This window comes from Streptomyces cyanogenus, assembly GCF_017526105.1.
GTDB lineage: Bacteria > Actinomycetota > Actinomycetes > Streptomycetales > Streptomycetaceae > Streptomyces > Streptomyces cyanogenus.
In genome coordinates this window covers 2,539,273-2,559,600 of record NZ_CP071839.1, presented here as the reverse complement: position 1 = coordinate 2,559,600, position 20,328 = coordinate 2,539,273, and the positions used below count along the sequence as shown (strand labels likewise).

Below are 20,328 nucleotides of genomic sequence, written 5' to 3'. Positions count from 1 at the left end.
GACGGGTGAGCACGATTCCCGAGATCCGTACCCTGCCCGTGCCCGACGGCCTGGAGGGCGAGCGCGTCGACGCCGCCATCTCCCGCATGTTCGGCTTCTCCCGCACGAAGGCCGCGGAGCTGGCCGCGGCCGGCAAGGTCCAGGTCGACGGCGCGGTGGTCGGCAAGTCCGAGCGGGTGCGCGGCGGCGCCTGGCTGGAGGTCGAGATGCCGCAGGCGCCCGCGCCGGTGCAGGTGGTCGCCGAACCGGTCGAGGGCATGGAGATCGTGCACGACGACGATGACGTGGTCGTGATCGTCAAGCCGGTCGGCGTGGCCGCGCACCCGTCGCCGGGCTGGTCCGGCCCGACCGTCATCGGCGGTCTCGCCGCAGCCGGATACCGGATCTCGACCTCGGGCGCCGCCGAGCGCCAGGGCATCGTGCACCGACTGGACGTCGGCACCTCGGGCCTGATGGTGGTCGCCAAGTCGGAGCGGGCGTACACGTCGCTCAAGCGCCAGTTCAAGGAGCGCACGGTCGACAAGCGCTACCACACTCTGGTGCAGGGCCACCCGGACCCGACGAGCGGCACCATCGACGCCCCGATCGGCCGCCACCCCCAGCACGACTACAAGTGGGCGGTGACGGCCGAGGGCAAGCCCTCGGTGACCCACTACGACCTCATCGAGGCCTTCCGCGCCGCCTCCCTGCTGGACGTGAAGCTGGAGACGGGCCGCACCCACCAGATCCGCGTCCACATGGCCGCCCACCGCCACCCGTGCGTCGGCGACCTCACCTACGGCGCCGACCCGACCCTCGCCAAGCGGCTGCGTCTGACCCGCCAGTGGCTGCACGCCGTCCGCCTCGGTTTCGAGCATCCCGGCGACGGCGGCTGGGCGGAGTTCGAGAGCGACTACCCGGAGGACCTCCAAAAGGCCCTCGACCAGGTCCGCGAGGAGACGTGGGCGTGAGCCCGGCCTACACCGTCCGGGTCGCCGAGGACCCCGCCGACCGCGAGGCCTGCTTCGCGGTCCGCAAGGAGGTCTTCGTGGCCGAGCAGGGCGTCGCCGAGGACATCGAGTACGACGCCTACGACACCGTGGCCGTGCATGTGCTGGCCGTCCGCGAGGACGGGGTGCCGCTGGGCACCGGACGCCTGCTGTACGGCGAGGCGGCGGCCGCGAAGACCGGCGGGGACCCGGCGGTGGGTTCCCTGGGGCGGCTCGCCGTCTCCCGCGCGGCGCGCGGGCTCGGCGTCGGCGCCGCCCTGGTCCGCGCCATCGAGGACGCGGCACGCGCCCGTGGTCTCACGGCGGTGGACCTGCACGCCCAGACCCACGCCCTGGGGTTCTACGAGCGGCTCGGCTACGAGGCGTACGGCCCGGAGTTCCCGGACGCGGGCATACCGCACCGGGCGATGCGCCGGGCCCTGTAGCGCGGGGCCCGCCGGGGGCGCGGGCCCGAGAGGAGTCGGAACGGCCGGGGCGCGGGCGGCATGGCAGGCTTGAGGCCTGCCGTGTGATCGTCGACCCCCGGAGCGCCGTCCGTGGATCAGCTGGCTCTGTTGTTCGTACTGCTGCTCGGGGCCCTGGTGAGCGTCCCGCTGGGGGACCGCTTCCAGGTGCCGGCGCCGGTGCTGATGACGCTGTTCGGCGGGGCCCTGGCGGTGGCCGACTTCGTGCCCAACGTGGACATCCCGCCCGACCTGATCCTGCCCGGGCTGCTGCCGCCGCTGCTCTACGCCGCGGTACGCCGCACGTCCTGGCGGCAGTTCGCGGCCAACCTCCGGCCGATCTTCCTGCTGGCCGTGGCCCTGGTGTTCGTGACCACGGTGTGCGTGGCGTTCATGGCAAGCGCGATCGTGCCCGGGCTGCCGATCGCGGCCGCCGTCGCCCTGGGTGCCCTGGTCGCGCCGCCCGACCCGGTCGCCGCGACCAGCGTCGCCGGACAGCTGGGGCTGCCGCGCCGCCTGGTGTCGATCCTGGAGGGCGAGGGGCTCTTCAACGACGTGACCGCGATCGTGCTGTACCACGTGGCGATCGCCGCGGCCGTGAGCGGCACGTTCTCGCCCTGGGGGGCCGGCCTCGACCTGGTGCTGTCCGCGGTCGTCGCGGTGGCCGTCGGCCTGGTGCTGGGCTGGGGCGCGAACAAGCTGATGGACCTGCTGGGCGATCCGACCCTGCAGATCGGCATGACCCTGCTGGTGCCGTACGCCTCCTACGTGCTCGCGGAGAAGCTCCAGGGCTCCGGGGTGCTCGCCGTGCTCACCACGGCGCTCTTCCTGGCCGAGTACGCCTCCGACGCCGACGACGTGATGACCCGGCTCGCCGGGCACACCTTCTGGGACATCATCGACACCCTCGTCACGGGTGTCGCCTTCGGACTCATCGGCCTGGAGCTGCACAACGCCATCCGCACGGCCCAGGGGCGGTGGGGCGAGATGCTCGGCTGGGCGGCCGCCGTCGTCGGCGTGGTGGTCGTCGTACGGCTGCTGTGGCTGCTTCCGGCGACCTGGCTGACCAAGCGGCTGCACGCCCGCCGGGACTACGACGAGGAGATCCCGGTGAGCTGGCGGGAGACCGTCGTGATGTGGTGGTCCGGGATGCGCGGGGTGGCCTCGGTGGCGCTGGCGCTGGCGGTGCCGCTGCGGACCGATGACGGCTCCCCGTTTCCCGACCGGGACGAGATCGTCTTCATCGCCTTCGGGGTGATCATCGTCACGCTGGTGGTGCAGGGGCTGACACTGCCGTGGCTGGTGCGGCGGCTCGGGGTGCGGGCCGACTCCGAGCGCGAGAAGGAGTTCGAGAAGGAGCTGGCGGTACGGGCCGCGAAGGCCGCCAAGCGCCGGCTGCGGGAGATCGAGCAGGTCGAGGAGCTGCCCGAGGACCTGTCCGAACAGATGCTGCGGCGCGCCTTCGACATCGGGATCCGGATCAGCCCGGACATGGGCGAGGAGGAGCGGCGGGAGGCCCAGCACCAGCGGGCCCGGCGGCTCAAGCGGGTGCGGCGCATCCAGAACGAGATGCTGAGCGCCGCCCGGCACGAGGTCCTGGCGGCGCGCAGCGAGCCCGGGGCGGACCCGGAGATCGTGGACCGGGTGCTGCGCCATCTCGACGTGCGGAGCCTGCGCTGAGCACCCGGTCCCGGGCGGGGGGCGGTGCGGCCGGTCAGCCGCGGCCGGTGCGCGGGAAGTCGTAGGCCCTGCGCAGCGAGGCGCCGTCGGGGGACGGGACGCGGTACGGCGGGAGCACCGCGTCGGCGGTGTTCACCCGGGGCAGCGCGTAGGGGTGCTCCGCGGACAGCCAGGCGATCATCTGCTCACGGACCGTGATCCGCACCGTCCAGATGTCGTCCGCGTCCTTCGCCGTCACCAGGGCGCGCACCTGGATGGTGTTCGGCGTGGTGTCCGTCACCTGGAGGTTGCACGCGCGGCCGTCCCAGGCCGGGCACCCGCGCAGGATGTCCCGCAGCTTCTCGCGCATCGCCTCCAGCGGCGCGCTGTGGTCGAGGTGCCAGTAGATGATCCCGGTCATCTGCGGGGTGCCGCGGGACCAGTTCTCGAAGGGCTTGGAGGTGAAGTACGACACCGGCATGGTGATCCGGCGTTCGTCCCAGGTCCGGACTGTCAGAAAGGTCAGGGTGATCTCCTCGACGGTGCCCCACTCGCCGTCCACCACGACGGTGTCGCCTATGCGCACCATGTCGCCGAAGGCGATCTGCAGCCCGGCGAACATGTTCGAGAGCGTCGACTGGGCGGCGACACCGGCGATGGCGGCGATGATGCCCGCCGAAGCCAGCAGGGAGGCGCCCGCCGCGCGCATCGCCGGGAACGTCAGCAGCATCGACGAGACGGCCACGACGATGACGATCGCGGACACCACCCGCATGATCAGTTCCACCTGCGTGCGCACCCGGCGCACCCGGGCCGCGTCGCGGTGGATGCGGGCATAGCGGGTGTAGGTGGTCTCGACTATCGCCGCGGCGATCCGGATCACCAGCCAGGCGGCCGAACCGATCAGCACCAGCGTCAGGGCCCGGCCGATGCCGACCTGGTGCCGCTCGACCAGCTTCGCCTGGTCGTACGACCCGCGTAGCAGGGCGGCGCACAGGACGAGCTGGTAGGGGATGCGGGCACGGCGCAGCAGCCCCCACAGTGGGGTGTCGTGGTCGCGTTCGTCGGCCTTGCACAGCAGCCGGTCGGTGCCCCAGCCGATGGCCAGGGTCAGCAGCACCGTGCCGCCGAGCACGATCAGGGGGCGGAGTACGTTCTCCATGCCTCCGCTCCTAACCGGCGCGCGGAGGACATGAACATGTGAGTTCGGCGCGTTCCTGGGTAAGGCGGCACCGGCACTCTCGTAGCCGGCTGGCACCATGGCCTCATGAACATCATGCTTTTCCACTCGACCTACGGGCTGCGGCCCGCGGTGCGCGAGGCCGCGGACCGGCTGCGCGCGGCGGGCCACGAGGTGTGGACGCCGGACCTCTTCGAGGGGCGCACGTTCGACACCGTCGAGGAGGGCATGGAGTTCAAGGAGCGGATCGGCAAGGAGGAACTGCTGAAGCGGGCCGTGCTGGCCGCGGCGCCGTACTCCGACCGCGGGCTGGTGTACGCCGGGTTCTCGCTCGGCGCCTCCGTCGCACAGACCCTCGCCCTCGGCGACGACAAGGCGCGCGGGCTGCTGCTCCTGCACGGCACGTCGGACATCGCGCCGAACGCGCAGGTGGACGAGCTGCCGGTGCAGCTGCACGTGGCCGAGCCGGACCCGTTCGAGACGGACGACTGGCTGAGCGCCTGGTACCTGCAGATGGGCCGCGCGGGCGCCGACGTCGAGGTCTACCGGTACGCCGGGGCCGGGCACCTCTACACCGACCCCGGACTGCCGGACTACGACGAGGAGGCCGCCGAGGCCACCTGGCGGGTGGCGCTCGGCTTCCTCGACTCGCTCGGCTGAGCGGTTGCGCCCGGGCGGTCACACCGGGTCGTAGGTCCGCTCGACCTTCTGCGTGCCGCTGCGGGTGCGGTAGGAGCGCGCCCAGCTGGAGGTGGCGTTCGCGTCGGCGCGGTCGGACAGGACGTAGTAGTCCATCTGCGCGCGCTCGGCCGTGATGTCCAGCACACCGTAGCCGTGCCGGTCGGTGTCCACCCAGTGGACGTGCCGGTTGGCGGCCTTGATGACCGGCGCGGCCACCGCGGAGACCGTGCCCTCGGGGACCTTCACGATGTCGTCCAGGTTGTCGGACGTCACCGAGGTCACCACGAACTCGGTGGCGGCCGACGCCGACAGCGGGTAGGTGCCGGCGTCCACCGGCACGTCGTTGGCCCACGCCATGTGGATGTCACCGGTCAGGAAGACGGTGTTGCCGATGGCGTTGGAGCGCAGGTGCGCCAGGAGTTCGCGGCGGTCGTCGGTGTAGCCGTCCCACTGGTCGGTGTTGGCGGCGATGCCCTCCTGCGGCAGCCCGAGCAGCTTGGCGAGCGGCTTGAACAGGTCGGCGGAGAGGGAGCCGAAGGAGAACGGCGAGATCATCACCGAGTTGCCGACCAGCCGCCACCTGGTGTCGGAGGCCTTGAGACCGGCCTTCAGCCAGTCGAGCTGGGCGCGTCCGGTGAGCGTGCGGTCCGGGTCGTCCACCGAGCCGCTGGCGGTGGACGCCTGCTGGGAGCGGAAGGAGCGCAGGTCCAGCAGGGACAGGTCGGCGAGCTTGCCGAAGCGCAGCCGCCGGTAGGTGGTGCCGGTGATGGCCGGGCGGACCGGCATCCACTCGAAGTAGGCCTGCTTGGCGGCGGCCTGACGAGCCGTCCAGGTGCCCTCGGCACCCTCGGTGTGGTTGACCGCGCCGCCCGACCAGGCGTTGTCGGCGAACTCGTGGTCGTCCCAGATCGCGATGACCGGCGCCTTCAGGTGCAGGGCCTGGAGGTCGGGGTCGGTCTTGTACTTCGCGTGCCGGATCCGGTAGTCGGCGAGGGTGAGGATCTCGTTGGCCGGTGCGTGCGGGCGGACGACCTTGCCGCGGTTGGCGTACTCGCCGGACTTGTACTCGTAGACGTAGTCGCCGAGATGCAGCCAGGCGTCCAGGTCGCCCCGCGCGGCGAGGTGGCGGTAGGCGGAGAACCAGCCCGCCTCCCAGTTGGCGCAGGAGACCACGCCGAAGCGCAGGGAGGAGACGTCCGCGTCCGCCGCCGGCGCGGTGCGGGTGCGCGCCACCGGGGAGTCGGTGCCGCCGGCCGAGAAGCGGAACCAGTAGTCGGTGGCCGGCTCCAGGCCGCGGATGTCGGCCTTCACGGTGTGGTCGGAGGCGGCCGTCGCGGTGGTGGAGCCCTTGGCGACGACGGTCGTGAAGGCCTTGTCCCGGGCGACGATCCAGCTGACCTCGGTGTCCGGGCCGAGCCCGGAGCCGGGTATCGCCTCCGGCGTCGGGGTCACCCGGGTCCACAGCAGGATGCCGTCGGGCAGCGGATCGCCGGAGGCGACGCCGTGCAGGAAGGCGGGGGCGTCCGTGGCGGCGCGGGCCGGCAGTGCGGCGGCCAGCGGGCCGGCCAGGACAGCGGTCGCCGCCGCGGCCTTGACGACCGTACGGCGGCGGGGCGAAAGCGGGCCGAAGCCATGGGAGGCCTCGGACGATCTGTATCGACTGGTCACGGACGATCAGGTTACTGATCGGTATGCGCGAGGGCGGGCGAACCGGCAAAAGTTCGCCCGCCCTTTGAGGAATCGTCGGCTCAGCCCTTGAGGGCCGCCTCCAGCGCGGTGTTGAACTCGGCGACCGTCATGGGCGCGTTCTTGCCGTCGGAGCCCGTCAGCGTCTTGTCGCCCATCTTCAGCGTCGGAGTGCCCGAGATGCCGTCCCTGTCGAAGATCTTGGACTCCTCCAGCGCCCACCGGTCGTAGGTGCCGTCCTTCACGGCCTTCTGGAACTTCGCGTTCCCCTTGAGGGCGGGGACGGTGTCGGCGATCTGGATCAGGTAGGCGTCGTCCTTGAACTTGTCGGTGGTCTCCTGGGGGTGCCACTTCTCGGAGTACATCGCGGACTTGTACTCGAGGAAGGCCTCGGGGCTGACGTCGAGCGCGGCGCCCAGCGCGCTGAGCGCGTTCTTGGAGCCCTCACCGGTCAGGTTCCGGTCGAGGAAGGTGGCGCCGACGTACTGGACCTTGAACTTGCCGGCGTCCATGTCCTTCTTGACGGTCGGGCCGACCGCCTGCTCGAAGTCGGCGCAGACCGGGCAGCGCGGGTCCTCGTACATCACGAGGGTCTTCTCGGCGCTGCTCTTGCCGAGGACGATCGTCGTGCCGTCCTTGCCCGTGGTGTGGGCCGGCTTGACGAGCGTGTCCTTCTTGGCGGCCTCCCAGTGGGCGGGCTTGTTGGCCTGGACGACGGCCCAGCCTATGCCGCCCGCCGCGGCCAGCACGCCGACCACCGAGGCGGCCACGATCAGCTGGCGCCTGACCTTGGCGCGCTTGGCCTGCCGCTCGCGCTCCTGGCGCAGCCGCTCCCGGGCCGCCGTCTTCGCCGTCTGGCTGTTCCGCTTGCTCATGTTGGTGATCTCCATAGGGGACGCGCACACGTCGTACGCGGGATACGTGTGGGGGACTGTTCGTGCTCAGCTGCCGTCCATCGCGGGACGGCCGTCGCTCAGGCGAAGGCCGGCGCGGACGCGGCGGGGGCGGAGCACGGCGGTCCACGCCGTCCCAGGGAGTGCACGAGGAGCCGGTTGCGGGCGGTGGCGCGGCGCGGGGCCGGGCGGGGCAGCCGGCGGGCCGGCAGCGGCCGTGCGGCGACCGCGGCCACCGCCAGCAGCAGCGGCCGGAAGGTGGTGGCGGCGACCGCGCGCAGCAGTTGGGTCAGCGCCCGCTCGCCCCGGCGCAGCCACGCGGCGGCGAGCAGGCCCACGCCGATGTGCGCGGCGAGCAGCAGCCAGGCCGCGGCCGGGCTGGCGTGGGCGAGCAGCGCGTCCACGCGGTCGGTGCCGCCGGTCATCCGGGCCAGCGGGGTGCCCACGCGGCCCTCGCACAGCACGTCCAGGCCGACCGCCCGCAGCGGGCCCGTGACCGGGCCGCCGGCCCGGCCGTAGCAGGTGTGCTGGCCGGTGGTGAACACCGTGTCGGCGGCCAGTTCCAGCGGGATCAGCAGGGCCGCGATCCGGCCGAAGCCGCGCTCGCGGCCCGCCAGCGCGTACGCGGTGACGAACACCCCGGCGGCGACCGCGCCCACGGTCGCCAGCGGCAGCGGAGCACGGGACAGCAGCACGTGCGACGCGGTGCTGAGCGTCACGACGAAGGCCGTGAACAGCGCCGCGCGCACGGCTCTGAGCTGGGTCCCGGATATGTCCATAGCGAAAGGAGAGTGTGTCACGTACGCGGGTAAGGGACCCCTAAAGGGTGCCTGTGGATCCGCGAGGATTACAGCCCCGGAATCCGGCCGTTGCGGAACAGGTCCACGAAGATCTGGTGGTCCGCACGCGCGCGTGCGCCGTAGCGGTGCGCGAAGTCCACCAGCAGGGGAGCGAAACCCTCCTCGTCGGCGGCGATCGCCGCGTCGATGGCCCGCTCGGTGGAGAACGGCACCAGGGACTCGCCGGAGGTGTCGTCCGCCGCCGCGTGCATCGTGGCGGTGGCCCGGCCCAGGTCGGCGACGACGGCCGCGATCTCCTCCGGGTCGTCGATGTCGTCCCAGTCCAGGTCCACGGCGTACGGCGAGACCTCGGCGACCAGCTGGCCCGTGCCGTCCAGCTCGGTCCAGCCGAGCCACGGGTCGGCGTGCGCCTGCAGGGCGCGCTGGGAGATCACCGTGCGGTGGCCCTCGTGCTGGAAGTACTCCGCGATGGCCGGGTCCGTGATGTGCCGGGAGACGGCCGGGGTCTGGGCCTGCTTGATGTAGATCACGACATCGTTCTCCAGGGCGTCGCTGTGGCCCTCCAGGAGGATGTTGTACGACGGCAGGCCCGCCGAACCGATGCCGATGCCCCGGCGGCCCACGACGTCCTTCACCCGGTACGAGTCCGGGCGGGCCAGGGAGGAGTCCGGCAGGGTCTCCAGATAGCCGTCGAAGGCCGCCAGGACCTTGTAGCGGGTGGCCGCGTCCAGCTCGATGGAGCCGCCGCCCGGCGCGAAGCGGCGCTCGAAGTCGCGGATCTCGGTCATCGAGTCCAGCAGCCCGAACCGGGTCAGCGAGCGGGCGTCGCGCAGCGCGTCCAGCAGCGGACCCTGCGCGGTGTCCAGCGTGAACGGCGGCACCTCCTCCCGCTTGGCGCCCGTGGCCAGGGCGTGGATGCGCTCGCGGTAGGCGGCGGCGTAGACCGTCACCAGCTCGGTGATCTGCGCGTCGCTCAGCGCCTTCGCGTACCCGACGAGCGCGACGGACGCCGCGAAGCGCTTGAGGTCCCAGGTGAAGGGGCCGACGTAGGCCTCGTCGAAGTCGTTGACGTTGAAGACCAGGCGGCCGTTGGAGTCCATGTACGTGCCGAAGTTCTCGGCGTGCAGGTCGCCGTGGATCCACACGCGCGAGGTGCGGTCGTCCAGGTACGGCCCGCCGCGCTTCTCCGCGTCCAGGTCGTGGTAGAAGAGGCACGCCGTGCCCCGGTAGAACGCGAAGGCCGAGGCCGCCATCTTGCGGAACTTCACCCGGAACGCTGCCGGGTCGGCGGCCAGGAGCCGGCCGAAGGCGGTGTCGAAGACGGCGAGGATCTCCTCGCCGCGCTGCTCCTCGTCGAGCTGGGGGACCGACATCGCGGGGTGCCTCCTGGTGCATTGCCTGTACGACAGCGTTTCTGCCGTACCCAACGCACGAAGGTACGCGGGAGTGCCCGCCGGCCGCCCGATCACCACCCGGATCGAGGCGCTTCGGGCCCAGCTTTCCTCTCGCTGTCGGCGGCGAGGCATAGACTTCGACGCTGACCCCCAGAACCGTCCGCCAGCCGTCGCCGAGTGTTTCCCCCGGAGGCCTCACCGTGTCAAAGCCGCCCTTCACGCACCTGCACGTCCACACCCAGTACTCGCTGCTGGACGGTGCCGCGCGGCTCAAGGACATGTTCAACGCGTGCAACGAGATGGGCATGACGCACATCGCCATGTCCGACCACGGCAACCTCCACGGCGCGTACGACTTCTTCCACTCCGCGAAGAAGGCCGGAATCACCCCGATCATCGGGATCGAGGCCTATGTCGCCCCCGAGTCCCGGCGCAACAAGCGCAAGATCCTCTGGGGCCAGCCGCACCAGAAGCGGGACGACATCTCCGGTTCCGGTGGTTACACCCACAAGACGATGTGGGCGGTGAACAAGACCGGCCTGCACAACCTGTTCCGGCTCTCCTCCGACGCCTACGCCGAGGGCTGGCTGCAGAAGTGGCCCCGGATGGACAAGGAGACCATCGCCCAGTGGTCCGAGGGCATCGTGGCCTCCACCGGCTGCCCCTCCGGCGAGGTGCAGACCCGGCTGCGCCTCGGCCACTTCGACGAGGCCCTGAAGGCGGCCGCCGAGTACCAGGACATCTTCGGCAAGGACAAGTACTTCCTGGAGCTGATGGACCACGGCATCGAGATCGAGCGCCGGGTCCGCGACGGCCTGCTGGAGATCGGCAGGAAGCTCGGCATCCCGCCGCTGGTCACCAACGACTCGCACTACACCTACGCGCACGAGGCCGGCGCCCACGACGCGCTGCTGTGCATCCAGACCGGCAAGAACCTCTCCGACCCCGACCGCTTCAAGTTCGACGGCACCGGCTACTACCTGAAGTCCACGGACGAGATGTACGCCATCGACTCCTCGGACGCCTGGCAGGAGGGCTGCGCCAACACGCTCCTCGTCGCCGAGATGGTGGACACCACCGGCATGTTCGAGAAGCGCGACCTCATGCCGAAGTTCGACATCCCCGAGGGCTACACCGAGGTCACCTGGTTCAAGGAGGAGGTCCGCCGCGGCATGGAGCGCCGCTACCCGGACGGCATCCCCGAGGACCGCCAGAAGCAGGCCGAGTACGAGATGGACACGATCATCTCGATGGGCTTCCCGGGCTACTTCCTCGTGGTCGCCGACTTCATCATGTGGGCCAAGAAGCAGGGCATCGCGGTCGGCCCCGGCCGGGGCTCCGCGGCCGGCTCGATCGTCGCCTACGCCCTCGGCATCACCGACCTCGACCCGATCCCGCACGGCCTGATCTTCGAGCGGTTCCTGAACCCCGAGCGCATCTCGATGCCCGATGTCGACATCGACTTCGACGAGCGCCGGCGCGTCGAGGTGATCCGGTACGTGACCGAGAAGTACGGCGCCGACAAGGTCGCCATGATCGGCACGTACGGCACCATCAAGGCCAAGAACGCGATCAAGGACTCCGCGCGCGTGCTGGGCTACCCGTACGCGATGGGCGACCGGATCACCAAGGCCATGCCCGCCGACGTCCTCGGCAAGGGCATCCCGCTGTCCGGCATCACCGACCCCAGCCACCCCCGCTACTCGGAGGCCGGCGAGGTCCGCTCGATGTACGAGAACGAGCCGGACGTCAAGAAGGTCATCGACACCGCGCGCGGCGTGGAGGGCCTGGTCCGGCAGATGGGTGTGCACGCCGCCGGCGTGATCATGTCCAGCGAGACCATCACCGAGCACGTCCCCGTCTGGGTGAGGCACACCGACGGCGTGACCATCACCCAGTGGGACTACCCGAGCTGTGAGTCGCTCGGCCTGCTGAAGATGGACTTCCTGGGCCTGCGCAACCTCACGATCATGGACGACGCGGTCAAGATGGTGAAGGCCAACAAGGGCCTCGACATCGACCTGCTGTCGCTCCCGCTCGACGATCCCACGACCTTCGAACTGCTCCAGCGCGGCGACACCCTCGGCGTCTTCCAGTTCGACGGCGGGCCCATGCGGTCCCTGCTGCGGCTGATGAAGCCGGACAACTTCGAGGACATCTCCGCCGTGTCGGCCCTGTACCGGCCGGGCCCGATGGGCATGAACTCCCACACGAACTACGCGCTGCGCAAGAACGGGCAGCAGGAGATCACGCCGATCCACCCCGAGCTGGAGGAGCCGCTCAAGGAGGTCCTGGACGTCACCTACGGCCTGATCGTCTACCAGGAGCAGGTGCAGAAGGCCGCCCAGATCATCGCCGGCTACTCGCTCGGCGAGGCCGACATCCTCCGCCGCGTCATGGGCAAGAAGAAGCCGGAGGAGCTGGAGAAGAACTTCGTCATCTTCCAGGCCGGCGCCCGCAAGAACGGCTACAGCGACGAAGCCATCCAGGCGCTCTGGGACGTGCTGGTCCCGTTCGCCGGCTACGCGTTCAACAAGGCGCACTCGGCCGCGTACGGGCTGGTGTCCTACTGGACCGCCTACCTGAAGGCGAACCACCCCGCCGAGTACATGGCCGCCCTGCTCACCTCGGTGAAGGACGACAAGGACAAGTCGGCGGTCTACCTCAACGAGTGCCGCCGCATGGGCATCCGGGTGCTCCCGCCGAACGTGAACGAGTCGGAGTCGAACTTCGCCGCCCAGGGCGACGACGTGATCCTCTTCGGCCTGTCCGCCGTCCGCAACGTCGGCACCAACGTCGTGGAATCGATCATCAAGTGCCGCAAGGCGAAGGGGAAGTACACCTCCTTCCCCGACTACCTCGACAAGGTCGAGGCGGTGGTCTGCAACAAGCGCACCACCGAATCGCTGATCAAGGCCGGCGCCTTCGACTCGATGGGCCACACCCGCAAGGGCCTCATGGCGCAGTACGAGCCGATGATCGACAACGTGGTCGCGGTCAAGCGCAAGGAGGCCGAGGGCCAGTTCGACCTCTTCGGCGGGATGGGCGAGGAGACCAGCAGCGAGCCCGGCTTCGGCCTCGACGTGCAGTTCGCCGACGACGAGTGGGACAAGACCTACCTGCTCGCCCAGGAGCGGGAGATGCTCGGCCTCTACGTCTCCGACCACCCGCTCTTCGGTCTGGAGCACGTGCTGTCCGACAAGGCGGACGCGGGCATCGCCCAGCTCACCGGCGGCGAGCACGCCGACGGCGCGGTCGTCACCATCGGCGGCATCATCTCGGGCCTCCAGCGCAAGATGACCAAGCAGGGCAACGCCTGGGCGATCGCCACCGTGGAGGACCTCGCGGGCTCCATCGAGTGCATGTTCTTCCCGGCCACCTACCAGCTGGTGTCGACCCAACTGGTCGAGGACGCCGTGGTGTTCGTCAAGGGCCGGCTGGACAAGCGCGAGGACGTGCCCCGGCTCGTCGCCATGGAGCTGATGGTCCCGGACCTGTCCAACGCGGGCACCAACGCGCCCGTGGTGCTCACCATCCCGGCCGTGAAGGTGACCCCGCCGATGGTCAGCCGGCTCGGTGAGATCCTCAGCCACCACAAGGGCGACAGCGAGGTCCGGATCAGACTCCAGGGTCCGCGCAAGACCACCGTGCTGCGCCTGGACCGGCACCGGGTCAAGCCGGATCCGGCGCTCTTCGGCGACCTGAAGGTCCTGCTCGGGCCGTCCTGCCTGGCCGGCTGAGACCCGCCGCACGAGGCAGCGGGAAGGGGCGCACCCGAGACGGGTGCGCCCCTTCCGTGTGCCTGGGCTTCAACTGCCCTTTAGTTGTGGCCGAAGCTCTTCTGCTTCTTCCGGGCGGCATCCGCGGGGCTGCCCTGGATGTGCGACACCGGCGACTCGTGCTCCTCCGCCGGGGGACGCTGCGCGTGCTCGTTCTGCTGCGCGCGGTTCTGCGGGCCGGCCTGCTTGCGGTTCTTGTTCTTGGCCATGGTGATCTGCCTCCTGTGGGGGATCTAGGGGCCAGGGCCGGGACCAGATTCACATACGCTGACATCAGGCGCATGTCGGATAATTACCGTGTGTGACAGGGCAGCTGGGCGGACGGGAACCCGAAACGCCACGCCGAAGATCGAGTTCGAGCCGTTAACCCCCGCGCGGTCGGGCAGACTCGAAGGAAGTCCGAAGCAAGAACCTCCCGGGAAGAGGGTGAGTCGCGTGGACCGATGCATCGTCCTGGTGGACGCCGGGTATCTGCTGGGAGCCGCCGCCAGCCTCCTCGCCGGTGAGCCCGCGCGGTCCCGGATCACCGTCGACCACGCCGCGCTGATCCAGGCCCTGCGGGAGCGCGCGGAGTCCGAGACCGAGCGCCCCCTGTTGCGCATCTACTGGTTCGACGGCGCCCCCGACCGGGTCCCCCAGCCGGAGCACCGCCGGCTGCGCGTGATGCCCCGGGTGACCGTCCGGCTGGGCGCCCTCACCCGCAGTGACGGCCGCTGGGCGCAGAAGGGCGTCGACGCCGCCATGCACGCCGAGCTGACCGAGCTGGCCCGCAACCGGGCCTGCTCCGACGTCGTCCTGGTCACCGGCGACGGCGATCTGCTGCCCGGCATGATGGCCGCGAAGGAGCACGGCGTCGCCGTCCACCTGTGGGCCGTGCAGGCCGCCGACGGCGACTACAACCAGTCCGAGGACCTGGTCGCCGAGGCCGACGAGCGGCGCGTGCTGGACCGGGCCTGGATCACCCAGGCCGTCCGCGCCAAGGAACTGACCGGCGTCTGCGCCCCGCCGCCCGCGCCCCGCCCCGAGATCGCCGCGATCCTCTCCGCGCCGCTGCCCGAGTCCGCCCCGGCCGCGGCCGAGCGCCCCGCCGAACAGCCCGCGCACCCCCCGGCCGCCACGGCCGCGCAGAACGGCAGCGCGGAGCGGATCCCCACCGCCAAGGGCGTCCCCACCCCCAAGGACCTGGCGGCGCTGCGCGCGCCCGGCGCCCAGCCCGTGCAGCACCCGGCGACCGCGACCCTGCGCTGGTCCTCCGACAAGGGCTGGGTCGACCGGCCGGGCGTGGTCGCCGAGCCCCCCGAGATCGCCTCCATGCCGACGCTGGCCCAGCTCACCACCGCCGAGCAGCGGTGGGCCGACCGGGAGGAGGACATCACCACCGTCGGCGGCGACCCCTACGAGGTGGGGCAGGTCTTCGCCCGCCGCTGGATCTCCCGGCTCGGCGACCAGAGCCATCTGCAGCGGCTGTCGCAGATGTATCCGCGCATCCCGCACCGGATCGACGGCGAGCTGCTGCGCTACGCCGCGCGGTTCGGGCTGCTCGCGCACAAGGACGACCAGATCGACGAGCACGACCGTTACGCCATCCGGGCGGGCTTCTGGCGGGAGATCGACGTACCGGCGGCGGCCGAACAGCAGGCGCCCGCCGCCGACTGAAGCCCCCTGACCGCCCCCAAAGGCGAGTAAAGGCCCCGGACCCCGTACTCTCGTCCCTTGTGAGTACGCGCGCGGGACAGGCACTTCGGTACGACGAGGTCGTACGCGTGCGCGGGCTCGGCAAGACCTATCCGGCCGTCAAGGGCCGGCGCGGCACGCCGGGCACCCCCGAGGTGCGGGCCACCGACGGTGTCGAGCTGGACGTGCGGCGCGGGGAGATCTTCGGGCTGCTCGGCCCGAACGGCGCCGGCAAGTCCACCCTCGTACGGCAGGTCACCGGCCTGCTGCGGCCGGACACCGGCAGCGTCGAGATCCTCGGCCACGACATCGTGCGGCACCCCGAGCGGGCCGCCCGGATCCTCGCCTACCTGGGCCAGGAGTCCACCGCCCTGGACGAGCTGACCGTCTCCCTCGCCGTCGAGACCACCGGGCGCCTGCGCGGCCTGGACGTACGCCGGGCGCGCGCCGAACGGGACGCCGTACTGGAGGAGCTGGGGCTGACCCCGATCGCCGGGCGGGCGCTGAAGAAGCTGTCCGGCGGGCAGCGGCGGCTCGCCTGCTTCGCCGCCGCCCTCGTCGGCGAACGGCCGCTGCTCGTGCTGGACGAGCCCACCACCGGCATGGACCCGGTGGCCCGGCGGGCCGTCTGGGCGGCCGTGGACCGGCGGCGGGCCGATCACGGGACGACCGTGCTGCTGGTCACCCACAACGTCATCGAGGCCGAGACGGTCCTGGACCGGGTCGCCGTGCTCGATCAGGGCCGGGTCATCGCCTGTGACACCCCGGCCGGGCTCAAGGCGCAGGTCGCCGGCGAGGTGCGGGTCGAGCTGGTGTGGCGGGAGCGGGCGCCGCTGGAGGTGCCCGAGGTCGCCGTGCTGCGGGAGCGGGCCGTGGAGGCCGGCCGGCGCTGGACGCTCCGGCTCGCGCCCGAGGAGGCCCGCGCCGTCGTCGCCACGGTGACCGGCGGGGCCGCGTTCGCCGCCCTGGACGACTTCACGCTCGCCACGCCCAGCCTGGAGGACGTCTACCTGGCGCTGGGCGGCGCGGCCCGGCAGGGGCTGGTGAGGGTATGAGCGCACCGGCCGCGGAATCCGTATGGGTCCGCGCGAGTGGCGCAGGGAACGCGACTGCCGTAGGGAAGAGGAGCAGCTCGTCGTGAGTGTCGTACCCGCCGAGGTCCGGCCGGGCGGTGCCCGGGCCGTGCCGGAGACGGCGCCCGGCGCGGCCGAGCTGGGGCCGCCCGCGCGGCTGTGGCCGTCGCTGGTGGCCGTCTACCGGGCGCAGCTGTCCCGGGCCCGGGTGGCGCGGATCCCGCTGCTGTTCGTGGCGACCTTCCAGTCCGTCGGCATCGCCGTGATGATGCGCGGCGTCGTCGACAGCGGCCACGAGGCGCAGTCGGTGGTGGCCGGCTCGTCCGTGCTGGTCGTCGCGTACGTCGCGCTGAACCTGCTGTCGCAGTACTTCGGGCAGCTGCGGGCCAGCGGCGGACTCGACCACTACGCCACGCTGCCGGTGCCGCCGGCGGCCGTGGTGCTGGGCGCGGCGGCGGCGTACGCCTCCTTCACCGTGCCGGGGACCCTGGTGACCGCCGTCTTCGGATGCGCGCTCTTCGGGCTGCCGCTGACCAACCTGTGGATCCTGGTGGCCGTCGTCCCGCTCGCCGGGGCCGCGCTCGCCGGGCTCGGCGCCGCGTGCGGGCTGCTCGCGCCCCGGCCGGAGCTGGCCACGCTGCTCGGGCAGCTGGGCATGTCGGCGGCGCTGCTGCTGGGGGTGCTGCCGGCCGACCGGATGCCGGAGGCGGTACGGCTGGCCCGGGACCTGCTGCCGTCGACCTACGGCGTCGAGGCGTACGCGCGGACTTTCGGGGCACACCCCGACTGGGCCGTCGTCCTTGCTGACCTGGGAGTGTGCGCGGGTGTCGGAGTGGTCTCGCTGGCGGCGGCGACCTGGGCGTACCGCAGGGCCGCCGTCCGGTGACGCGGCGCACAGCGCGACCTGGCACGATGTTCAGGTGACCGCACCGCTGACTCCGCCTCCGCCGCCGCACGACAACTCCACGCACCAGGTCTGGGAGGCGCCGCCGCCCGCCGGGGGGCCGGGTGCGGGCGCGTACGAACAGGACGGCCCCGGGATGAAGACGGAACTGCGGGAGGCCGCCGTGATCACGGTCGCGGTGGCGCTGAGCGGAGTGCTGCTCGGGCTGCTGTGGTGGTGGCTCGCGCCGCATGTGCCGCTGGTCGCGGACGAGATCGACAAGAACTGGGTGGTCTACCTCAAGGACACCGAGGGGGAGCAGGCGGTCGGGGTGGACGGAACGTTCACTCTGCTGGGGCTCGCGTTCGGCGTGGTCGCCGCGGTCGTGGTGTTCGTGCTGCGGCGGAGTGGGGGTGTGCCGCTGGTCGTGGCCCTCGGGCTCGGCGGGCTGCTGGGCTCCTTGCTGGCCTGGCGGCTCGGGGTGTGGCTGGGACCCGAGTCGGACGTGCTCGCGCACGCGCGGGCCGTGGGCAAGGGGGTCACGTTCTCGGCGCCGCTGAAGCTGTCGGCCAAGGGAGCGTTGCTGGCCTGGCCGCTGGCCGGGGTGCTGGCCCATCTCGGCCTGACCGCACTGTTCGGACCCCGTGACCCCGAGGTGCCGGTCGACTGACAGGCGAGGCGGAAGACGCCTGCGTCAGCCTTGCTGAGCGGTGAGGCGGAAGGCGCCTGCGTCAGCCCCGGCCGATCGGTGCCACCACCGCGTCCGTCAGTTTCGCCAGGTCGCCCGGGCTCAGTTCCACCTCCAGGCCCCGACGGCCCGCCGAGACGCAGATCGTCGGGTGGGCCCCGGCGGAGTCGTCCAGGACCGTGCGGAGCTTCCTGCGCTGGCCGAGGGGGGAGATGCCGCCGCGGACGTAGCCCGTGGTGCGCTCGGCGAGGGTCGGGTCGGCCATGGTCGCCCGCTTGCCGCCCACCGCCGCGGCCAGGGCCTTCAGGTCCAGGGAACCGGCCACCGGGACCACGCCGACCACGAGGGTGCCGTCCACGTCGGCCACCAGGGTCTTGAAGACGCGGTCGGGCGAGACGCCCATCGCCTCCGCGGCCTCCTCGCCGTAGGAGGGGTGGGACGGGTCGTGGTCGTAGGCGTGGACCGTGAAGTCCACGCCCGCCGCCGTCAGGGCGACCGTCGCGGGCGTCCCCACCCGTCGTCCGCCACCACCCTTGTTCGCATGCGCTTCGCGCGCCGCTTCGTGCTGCTTCTTCTTCGGCTTCTTCGCCATCAGGGTGTCGTGCTTCCCTCAGTTCAGACTGGTCGGCGCCCGCGTCAGCTCGAACGCGGGCAACGACGGCAGGCTACGGATGATGGCCGTCTCCGCGCGAAGGAGTTTCAGCTCGTCCCGCAGCCGGGACGCGGTGTCCGGGGCCTGGAGCAGCCGCTGCTTGGTCGGCGTGTCGTGCACCATCGCCGCGGCCACCAGGTACGACACCACGCTCGGGTCGTCCGGCAGGTCGGCGCCGGTGGACAGCGAGCGCTCGCGGGCGCCCGCCAGGCGCTTCTGGTACTGGCGGAAGGAGCGCAGGACGCCCTCGGCCAGCGCGTCGGCCTCGTCCCCGGGCTCCTCCGGCAGCTCCTCCAGCTCCGCGGTCAGGAACGGCCCGGACGCGTCCACGGACAGCAGGCGGACGCGGGTCGTGCCCGTCGCCAGCACCTCGAACGTGCCGTCGGACCGCTCCCGGACGGTCGCCGCGTCCGCGACACAGCCCACGCCGTGGAAGGCCTTCAGCGGGTCGGGGCCGAAGCCGGCGGCCGCGCCCCGTTCGGGCTCGGCCGTGGGATCCGGCATGCCCGGGTCGCTCGGCGCGACCTCGTGGCCGTCGCGGATGGCGACGACGGCGAACCGGCGCGGTTCGTCCTCGGGGGTCTTCAGCAGCTCGCGCATCATGGCGCGATAACGCTCCTCGAAGACGGTCAGCGGCAGCACGAGCCCCGGGAACAGCACCGAGTTCAGCGGAAAGAGCGGGAGACGGACGGTGGTCACGGCGCCCCAGCCTAGTGGTCCGCGGCGCAGGCGTGTCCGCCCTGGCCGTCCGGGGGCCCCGGGGGCCCCGTCAGCAGCCCGGCCGTGCCGGCTCGCGGGCCCCCGGTCTCCAGGTGCTCGCGCAGGTGCAGGAAGTGGCCGAGCGGGTCGTCGGAGAAGCGGTCCCAGGGGAAGGAGGTGGCGTACGGGCCGATCAGGCGCAGCTGGGCGCGGGCGTCCTCCCAGCGGTCCAGCCGCAGCAGGACGTACAGCAGTTTGTTGCGGACCTCGGCGGGCCAGGGGTCGGCCGCCGGGAAGCGGGCGGAGAGCGCGATCGCGCGGTCGGCCGCCGCGTCCAGCCGGGCCCTGGGCACCTCGGGACCGCAGCCGTCGGTGAGGTAGCCGAAGGCGGCCCGGGCGGGCAGGGCCTGGACGAGCGAGCCGGCCGGGGCGTCCTGCGCGGCCCGGTCGGCGAAGTCGAAGCACTCGCGGTGGGAGCCGTGCCAGAACGTGCCGAGGTAGCGCAGGGCCGCCACATGGCAGCCGTAGTGGTGCGGGGCACGCCGGACGGCGGCCTCCCACAGCTCCTCGAAGTAGCGGTGCCCGGCGTGCGAGCCGCGCGCGTGGTCGAGCGCGATGCGCCAGGGCACCGGGTCGCGGTCGTCGGCGCGGGCGGCGGCGGTGATCAGCGGGCTCGTCTCGCGCAGCAGCTCGGCCCGGGCCGGCGAGGGCCAGACGCGGTCCACCGCCAGCTGGGACCCGACCAGCAGCACGCCGGGGTCGTCCGGGGCGGCGGCGCGCCACTGCTCGTACCACTCGGGGCGCGAACGGGCGAAGCCGGCCAGGCGCCGCACGTACCGGTCCCGGTTCTCCCACTCGGTCGCGGCGCGGGTGGCGGCGAGCAGGCCGGCCGCGGCGGCGTACTCGCCCCGGCCGGCTTCGACCAGCGCGGGCGAGAGGCGCTCGTCGGGCGCGTCGAGCACGGCCTCGTCCCGGGCCGGCGGTCGGGCGGCCGGGCGCGCGGAGCGTTTGGTCATCCGGGTGGGGCGGATGAACGAGGGCAACAGAGCCATGGTGTCGACCATTGAAAGTCCGCAGGTCCGGGCGGCGCCAGAGGCTCCGGTCAAGTCGCGGAAAGTTGTACGCCGTAAGGTCAAGGGCCGGTCAAGGGTGCAT

18 protein-coding genes are annotated in these 20,328 nt (G+C 71.9%); 9 read left to right on the top strand and 9 right to left on the bottom strand.

The annotated features are described in order from the left end of the window. Window positions 1–5 precede the first annotated feature (5 nt). The 3 genes from S1361_RS11430 (at window position 6) to S1361_RS11420 (ending at window position 3,112) form a co-directional block, all read left to right on the top strand. The gene (locus S1361_RS11430; RefSeq protein ID WP_208031743.1) at window positions 6–950 is read left to right on the top strand and encodes an RluA family pseudouridine synthase; all 945 of its coding nucleotides are present in this window, start codon (window positions 6–8) and stop codon (window positions 948–950) included. Beyond that, the gene (locus tag S1361_RS11425) at window positions 947–1,414 is read left to right on the top strand and encodes a GNAT family N-acetyltransferase (RefSeq protein ID WP_208031742.1); all 468 of its coding nucleotides are present in this window, start codon (window positions 947–949) and stop codon (window positions 1,412–1,414) included. Before S1361_RS11430 ends, S1361_RS11425 begins: the two co-directional genes overlap by 4 nt. 111 nt (window positions 1,415–1,525) lie before the next feature. Further along, complete coding sequence (locus tag S1361_RS11420) at window positions 1,526–3,112, top strand: Na+/H+ antiporter (RefSeq protein WP_208031741.1); 1,587 nt, start codon at window positions 1,526–1,528, stop codon at window positions 3,110–3,112. 34 nt (window positions 3,113–3,146) lie between these two features. Here the strand turns inward: S1361_RS11420 and S1361_RS11415 are convergent, their stop codons facing one another. Continuing rightward, on the bottom strand, window positions 3,147–4,253 hold the full coding sequence (locus S1361_RS11415) for a mechanosensitive ion channel family protein (RefSeq protein WP_208031740.1): 1,107 nt from the start codon (window positions 4,251–4,253) through the stop codon (window positions 3,147–3,149). Between the two features lie 105 nt (window positions 4,254–4,358). On the opposite strand from S1361_RS11415, the gene S1361_RS11410 reads away from it, so the two are divergent. Continuing rightward, window positions 4,359–4,931, top strand: coding sequence for a dienelactone hydrolase family protein (locus S1361_RS11410; protein ID WP_208031739.1), 573 nt, complete (start codon window positions 4,359–4,361; stop codon window positions 4,929–4,931). 18 nt (window positions 4,932–4,949) lie between these two features. Here S1361_RS11410 and S1361_RS11405 read toward each other — a convergent pair whose 3' ends face one another. The 4 genes from S1361_RS11405 to S1361_RS11390 all read right to left on the bottom strand — a co-directional run bounded on the left by S1361_RS11405 (window position 4,950) and on the right by S1361_RS11390 (window position 9,704). Beyond that, window positions 4,950–6,620, bottom strand: a complete 1,671-nt coding sequence (locus S1361_RS11405; RefSeq protein ID WP_208031738.1) for an alkaline phosphatase D family protein — start codon at window positions 6,618–6,620, stop codon at window positions 4,950–4,952. Window positions 6,621–6,700: 80 nt separating this feature from the next. Next, entirely contained in the window at window positions 6,701–7,513 is an 813-nt protein-coding gene (locus S1361_RS11400; RefSeq protein WP_208031737.1) for a thioredoxin domain-containing protein, read from the bottom strand. 98 nt (window positions 7,514–7,611) lie between these two features. Then, window positions 7,612–8,310, bottom strand: a complete 699-nt coding sequence (locus S1361_RS11395) for a hypothetical protein (protein ID WP_208031736.1) — start codon at window positions 8,308–8,310, stop codon at window positions 7,612–7,614. A gap of 68 nt (window positions 8,311–8,378) precedes the next feature. Further along, on the bottom strand, window positions 8,379–9,704 hold the full coding sequence (locus S1361_RS11390) for a DUF2252 domain-containing protein (protein WP_208031735.1): 1,326 nt from the start codon (window positions 9,702–9,704) through the stop codon (window positions 8,379–8,381). A 221-nt stretch (window positions 9,705–9,925) separates the two neighbouring features. Here S1361_RS11390 and dnaE point away from each other — a divergent pair, with 221 nt between their 5' ends. Next, window positions 9,926–13,465 (top strand): DNA polymerase III subunit alpha, encoded by a 3,540-nt coding sequence (dnaE, locus tag S1361_RS11385; RefSeq protein WP_208031734.1) that lies wholly within the window; start codon window positions 9,926–9,928, stop codon window positions 13,463–13,465. Between the two features lie 80 nt (window positions 13,466–13,545). On the opposite strand, the gene S1361_RS11380 is transcribed toward dnaE, so the two are convergent. After that, on the bottom strand, window positions 13,546–13,713 hold the full coding sequence (locus tag S1361_RS11380) for a hypothetical protein (RefSeq protein WP_208031733.1): 168 nt from the start codon (window positions 13,711–13,713) through the stop codon (window positions 13,546–13,548). Window positions 13,714–13,939: 226 nt separating this feature from the next. On the opposite strand from S1361_RS11380, the gene S1361_RS11375 reads away from it, so the two are divergent. The 4 genes from S1361_RS11375 to S1361_RS11360 all read left to right on the top strand — a co-directional run bounded on the left by S1361_RS11375 (window position 13,940) and on the right by S1361_RS11360 (window position 17,804). Continuing rightward, on the top strand, window positions 13,940–15,160 hold the full coding sequence (locus tag S1361_RS11375) for an NYN domain-containing protein (RefSeq protein ID WP_208031732.1): 1,221 nt from the start codon (window positions 13,940–13,942) through the stop codon (window positions 15,158–15,160). Window positions 15,161–15,219: 59 nt separating this feature from the next. Further along, on the top strand, window positions 15,220–16,233 hold the full coding sequence (locus S1361_RS11370; RefSeq protein ID WP_208031731.1) for an ABC transporter ATP-binding protein: 1,014 nt from the start codon (window positions 15,220–15,222) through the stop codon (window positions 16,231–16,233). Window positions 16,234–16,315: 82 nt separating this feature from the next. Beyond that, window positions 16,316–17,137 carry an ABC transporter permease gene (locus S1361_RS11365; protein ID WP_208031730.1) on the top strand — a complete coding sequence of 274 codons (822 nt, stop codon included), beginning with the start codon at window positions 16,316–16,318 and terminating at the stop codon, window positions 17,135–17,137. Between the two features lie 34 nt (window positions 17,138–17,171). Then, window positions 17,172–17,804: an AAA family ATPase gene (locus S1361_RS11360; protein ID WP_208031729.1), complete on the top strand. Its 633-nt coding sequence runs from the start codon at window positions 17,172–17,174 to the stop codon at window positions 17,802–17,804. Between the two features lie 61 nt (window positions 17,805–17,865). Here the strand turns inward: S1361_RS11360 and ybaK are convergent, their stop codons facing one another. The 3 genes from ybaK to S1361_RS11345 are packed head-to-tail and all read right to left on the bottom strand — an operon-like array spanning window position 17,866 to window position 20,237. After that, window positions 17,866–18,414, bottom strand: a complete 549-nt coding sequence (ybaK, locus tag S1361_RS11355; protein ID WP_243769142.1) for a Cys-tRNA(Pro) deacylase — start codon at window positions 18,412–18,414, stop codon at window positions 17,866–17,868. Between the two features lie 18 nt (window positions 18,415–18,432). After that, window positions 18,433–19,173, bottom strand: coding sequence for an LON peptidase substrate-binding domain-containing protein (locus S1361_RS11350; RefSeq protein WP_208031728.1), 741 nt, complete (start codon window positions 19,171–19,173; stop codon window positions 18,433–18,435). Window positions 19,174–19,184: 11 nt separating this feature from the next. Continuing rightward, window positions 19,185–20,237, bottom strand: a complete 1,053-nt coding sequence (locus S1361_RS11345; protein WP_243769141.1) for a hypothetical protein — start codon at window positions 20,235–20,237, stop codon at window positions 19,185–19,187. Window positions 20,238–20,328: the final 91 nt, after the last annotated feature.

Bases quoted from the DNA above. Each gene is read 5' to 3' on its own strand.
- S1361_RS11400 (WP_208031737.1), bottom strand. From the start codon at position 7,513: ATGAGCAAGCGGAACAGCCAGACGGCGAAGACGGCGGCCCGGGAGCGG.
- S1361_RS11345 (WP_243769141.1), bottom strand. From the start codon at position 20,237: ATGGTCGACACCATGGCTCTGTTGCCCTCGTTCATCCGCCCCACCCGG.
- S1361_RS11380 (WP_208031733.1), bottom strand. From the start codon at position 13,713: ATGGCCAAGAACAAGAACCGCAAGCAGGCCGGCCCGCAGAACCGCGCG.
- S1361_RS11395 (WP_208031736.1), bottom strand. From the start codon at position 8,310: ATGGACATATCCGGGACCCAGCTCAGAGCCGTGCGCGCGGCGCTGTTC.
- S1361_RS11390 (WP_208031735.1), bottom strand. From the start codon at position 9,704: ATGTCGGTCCCCCAGCTCGACGAGGAGCAGCGCGGCGAGGAGATCCTC.
- S1361_RS11410 (WP_208031739.1), top strand. From the start codon at position 4,359: ATGAACATCATGCTTTTCCACTCGACCTACGGGCTGCGGCCCGCGGTG.
- S1361_RS11415 (WP_208031740.1), bottom strand. From the start codon at position 4,253: ATGGAGAACGTACTCCGCCCCCTGATCGTGCTCGGCGGCACGGTGCTG.
- ybaK (WP_243769142.1), bottom strand. From the start codon at position 18,414: ATGGCGAAGAAGCCGAAGAAGAAGCAGCACGAAGCGGCGCGCGAAGCG.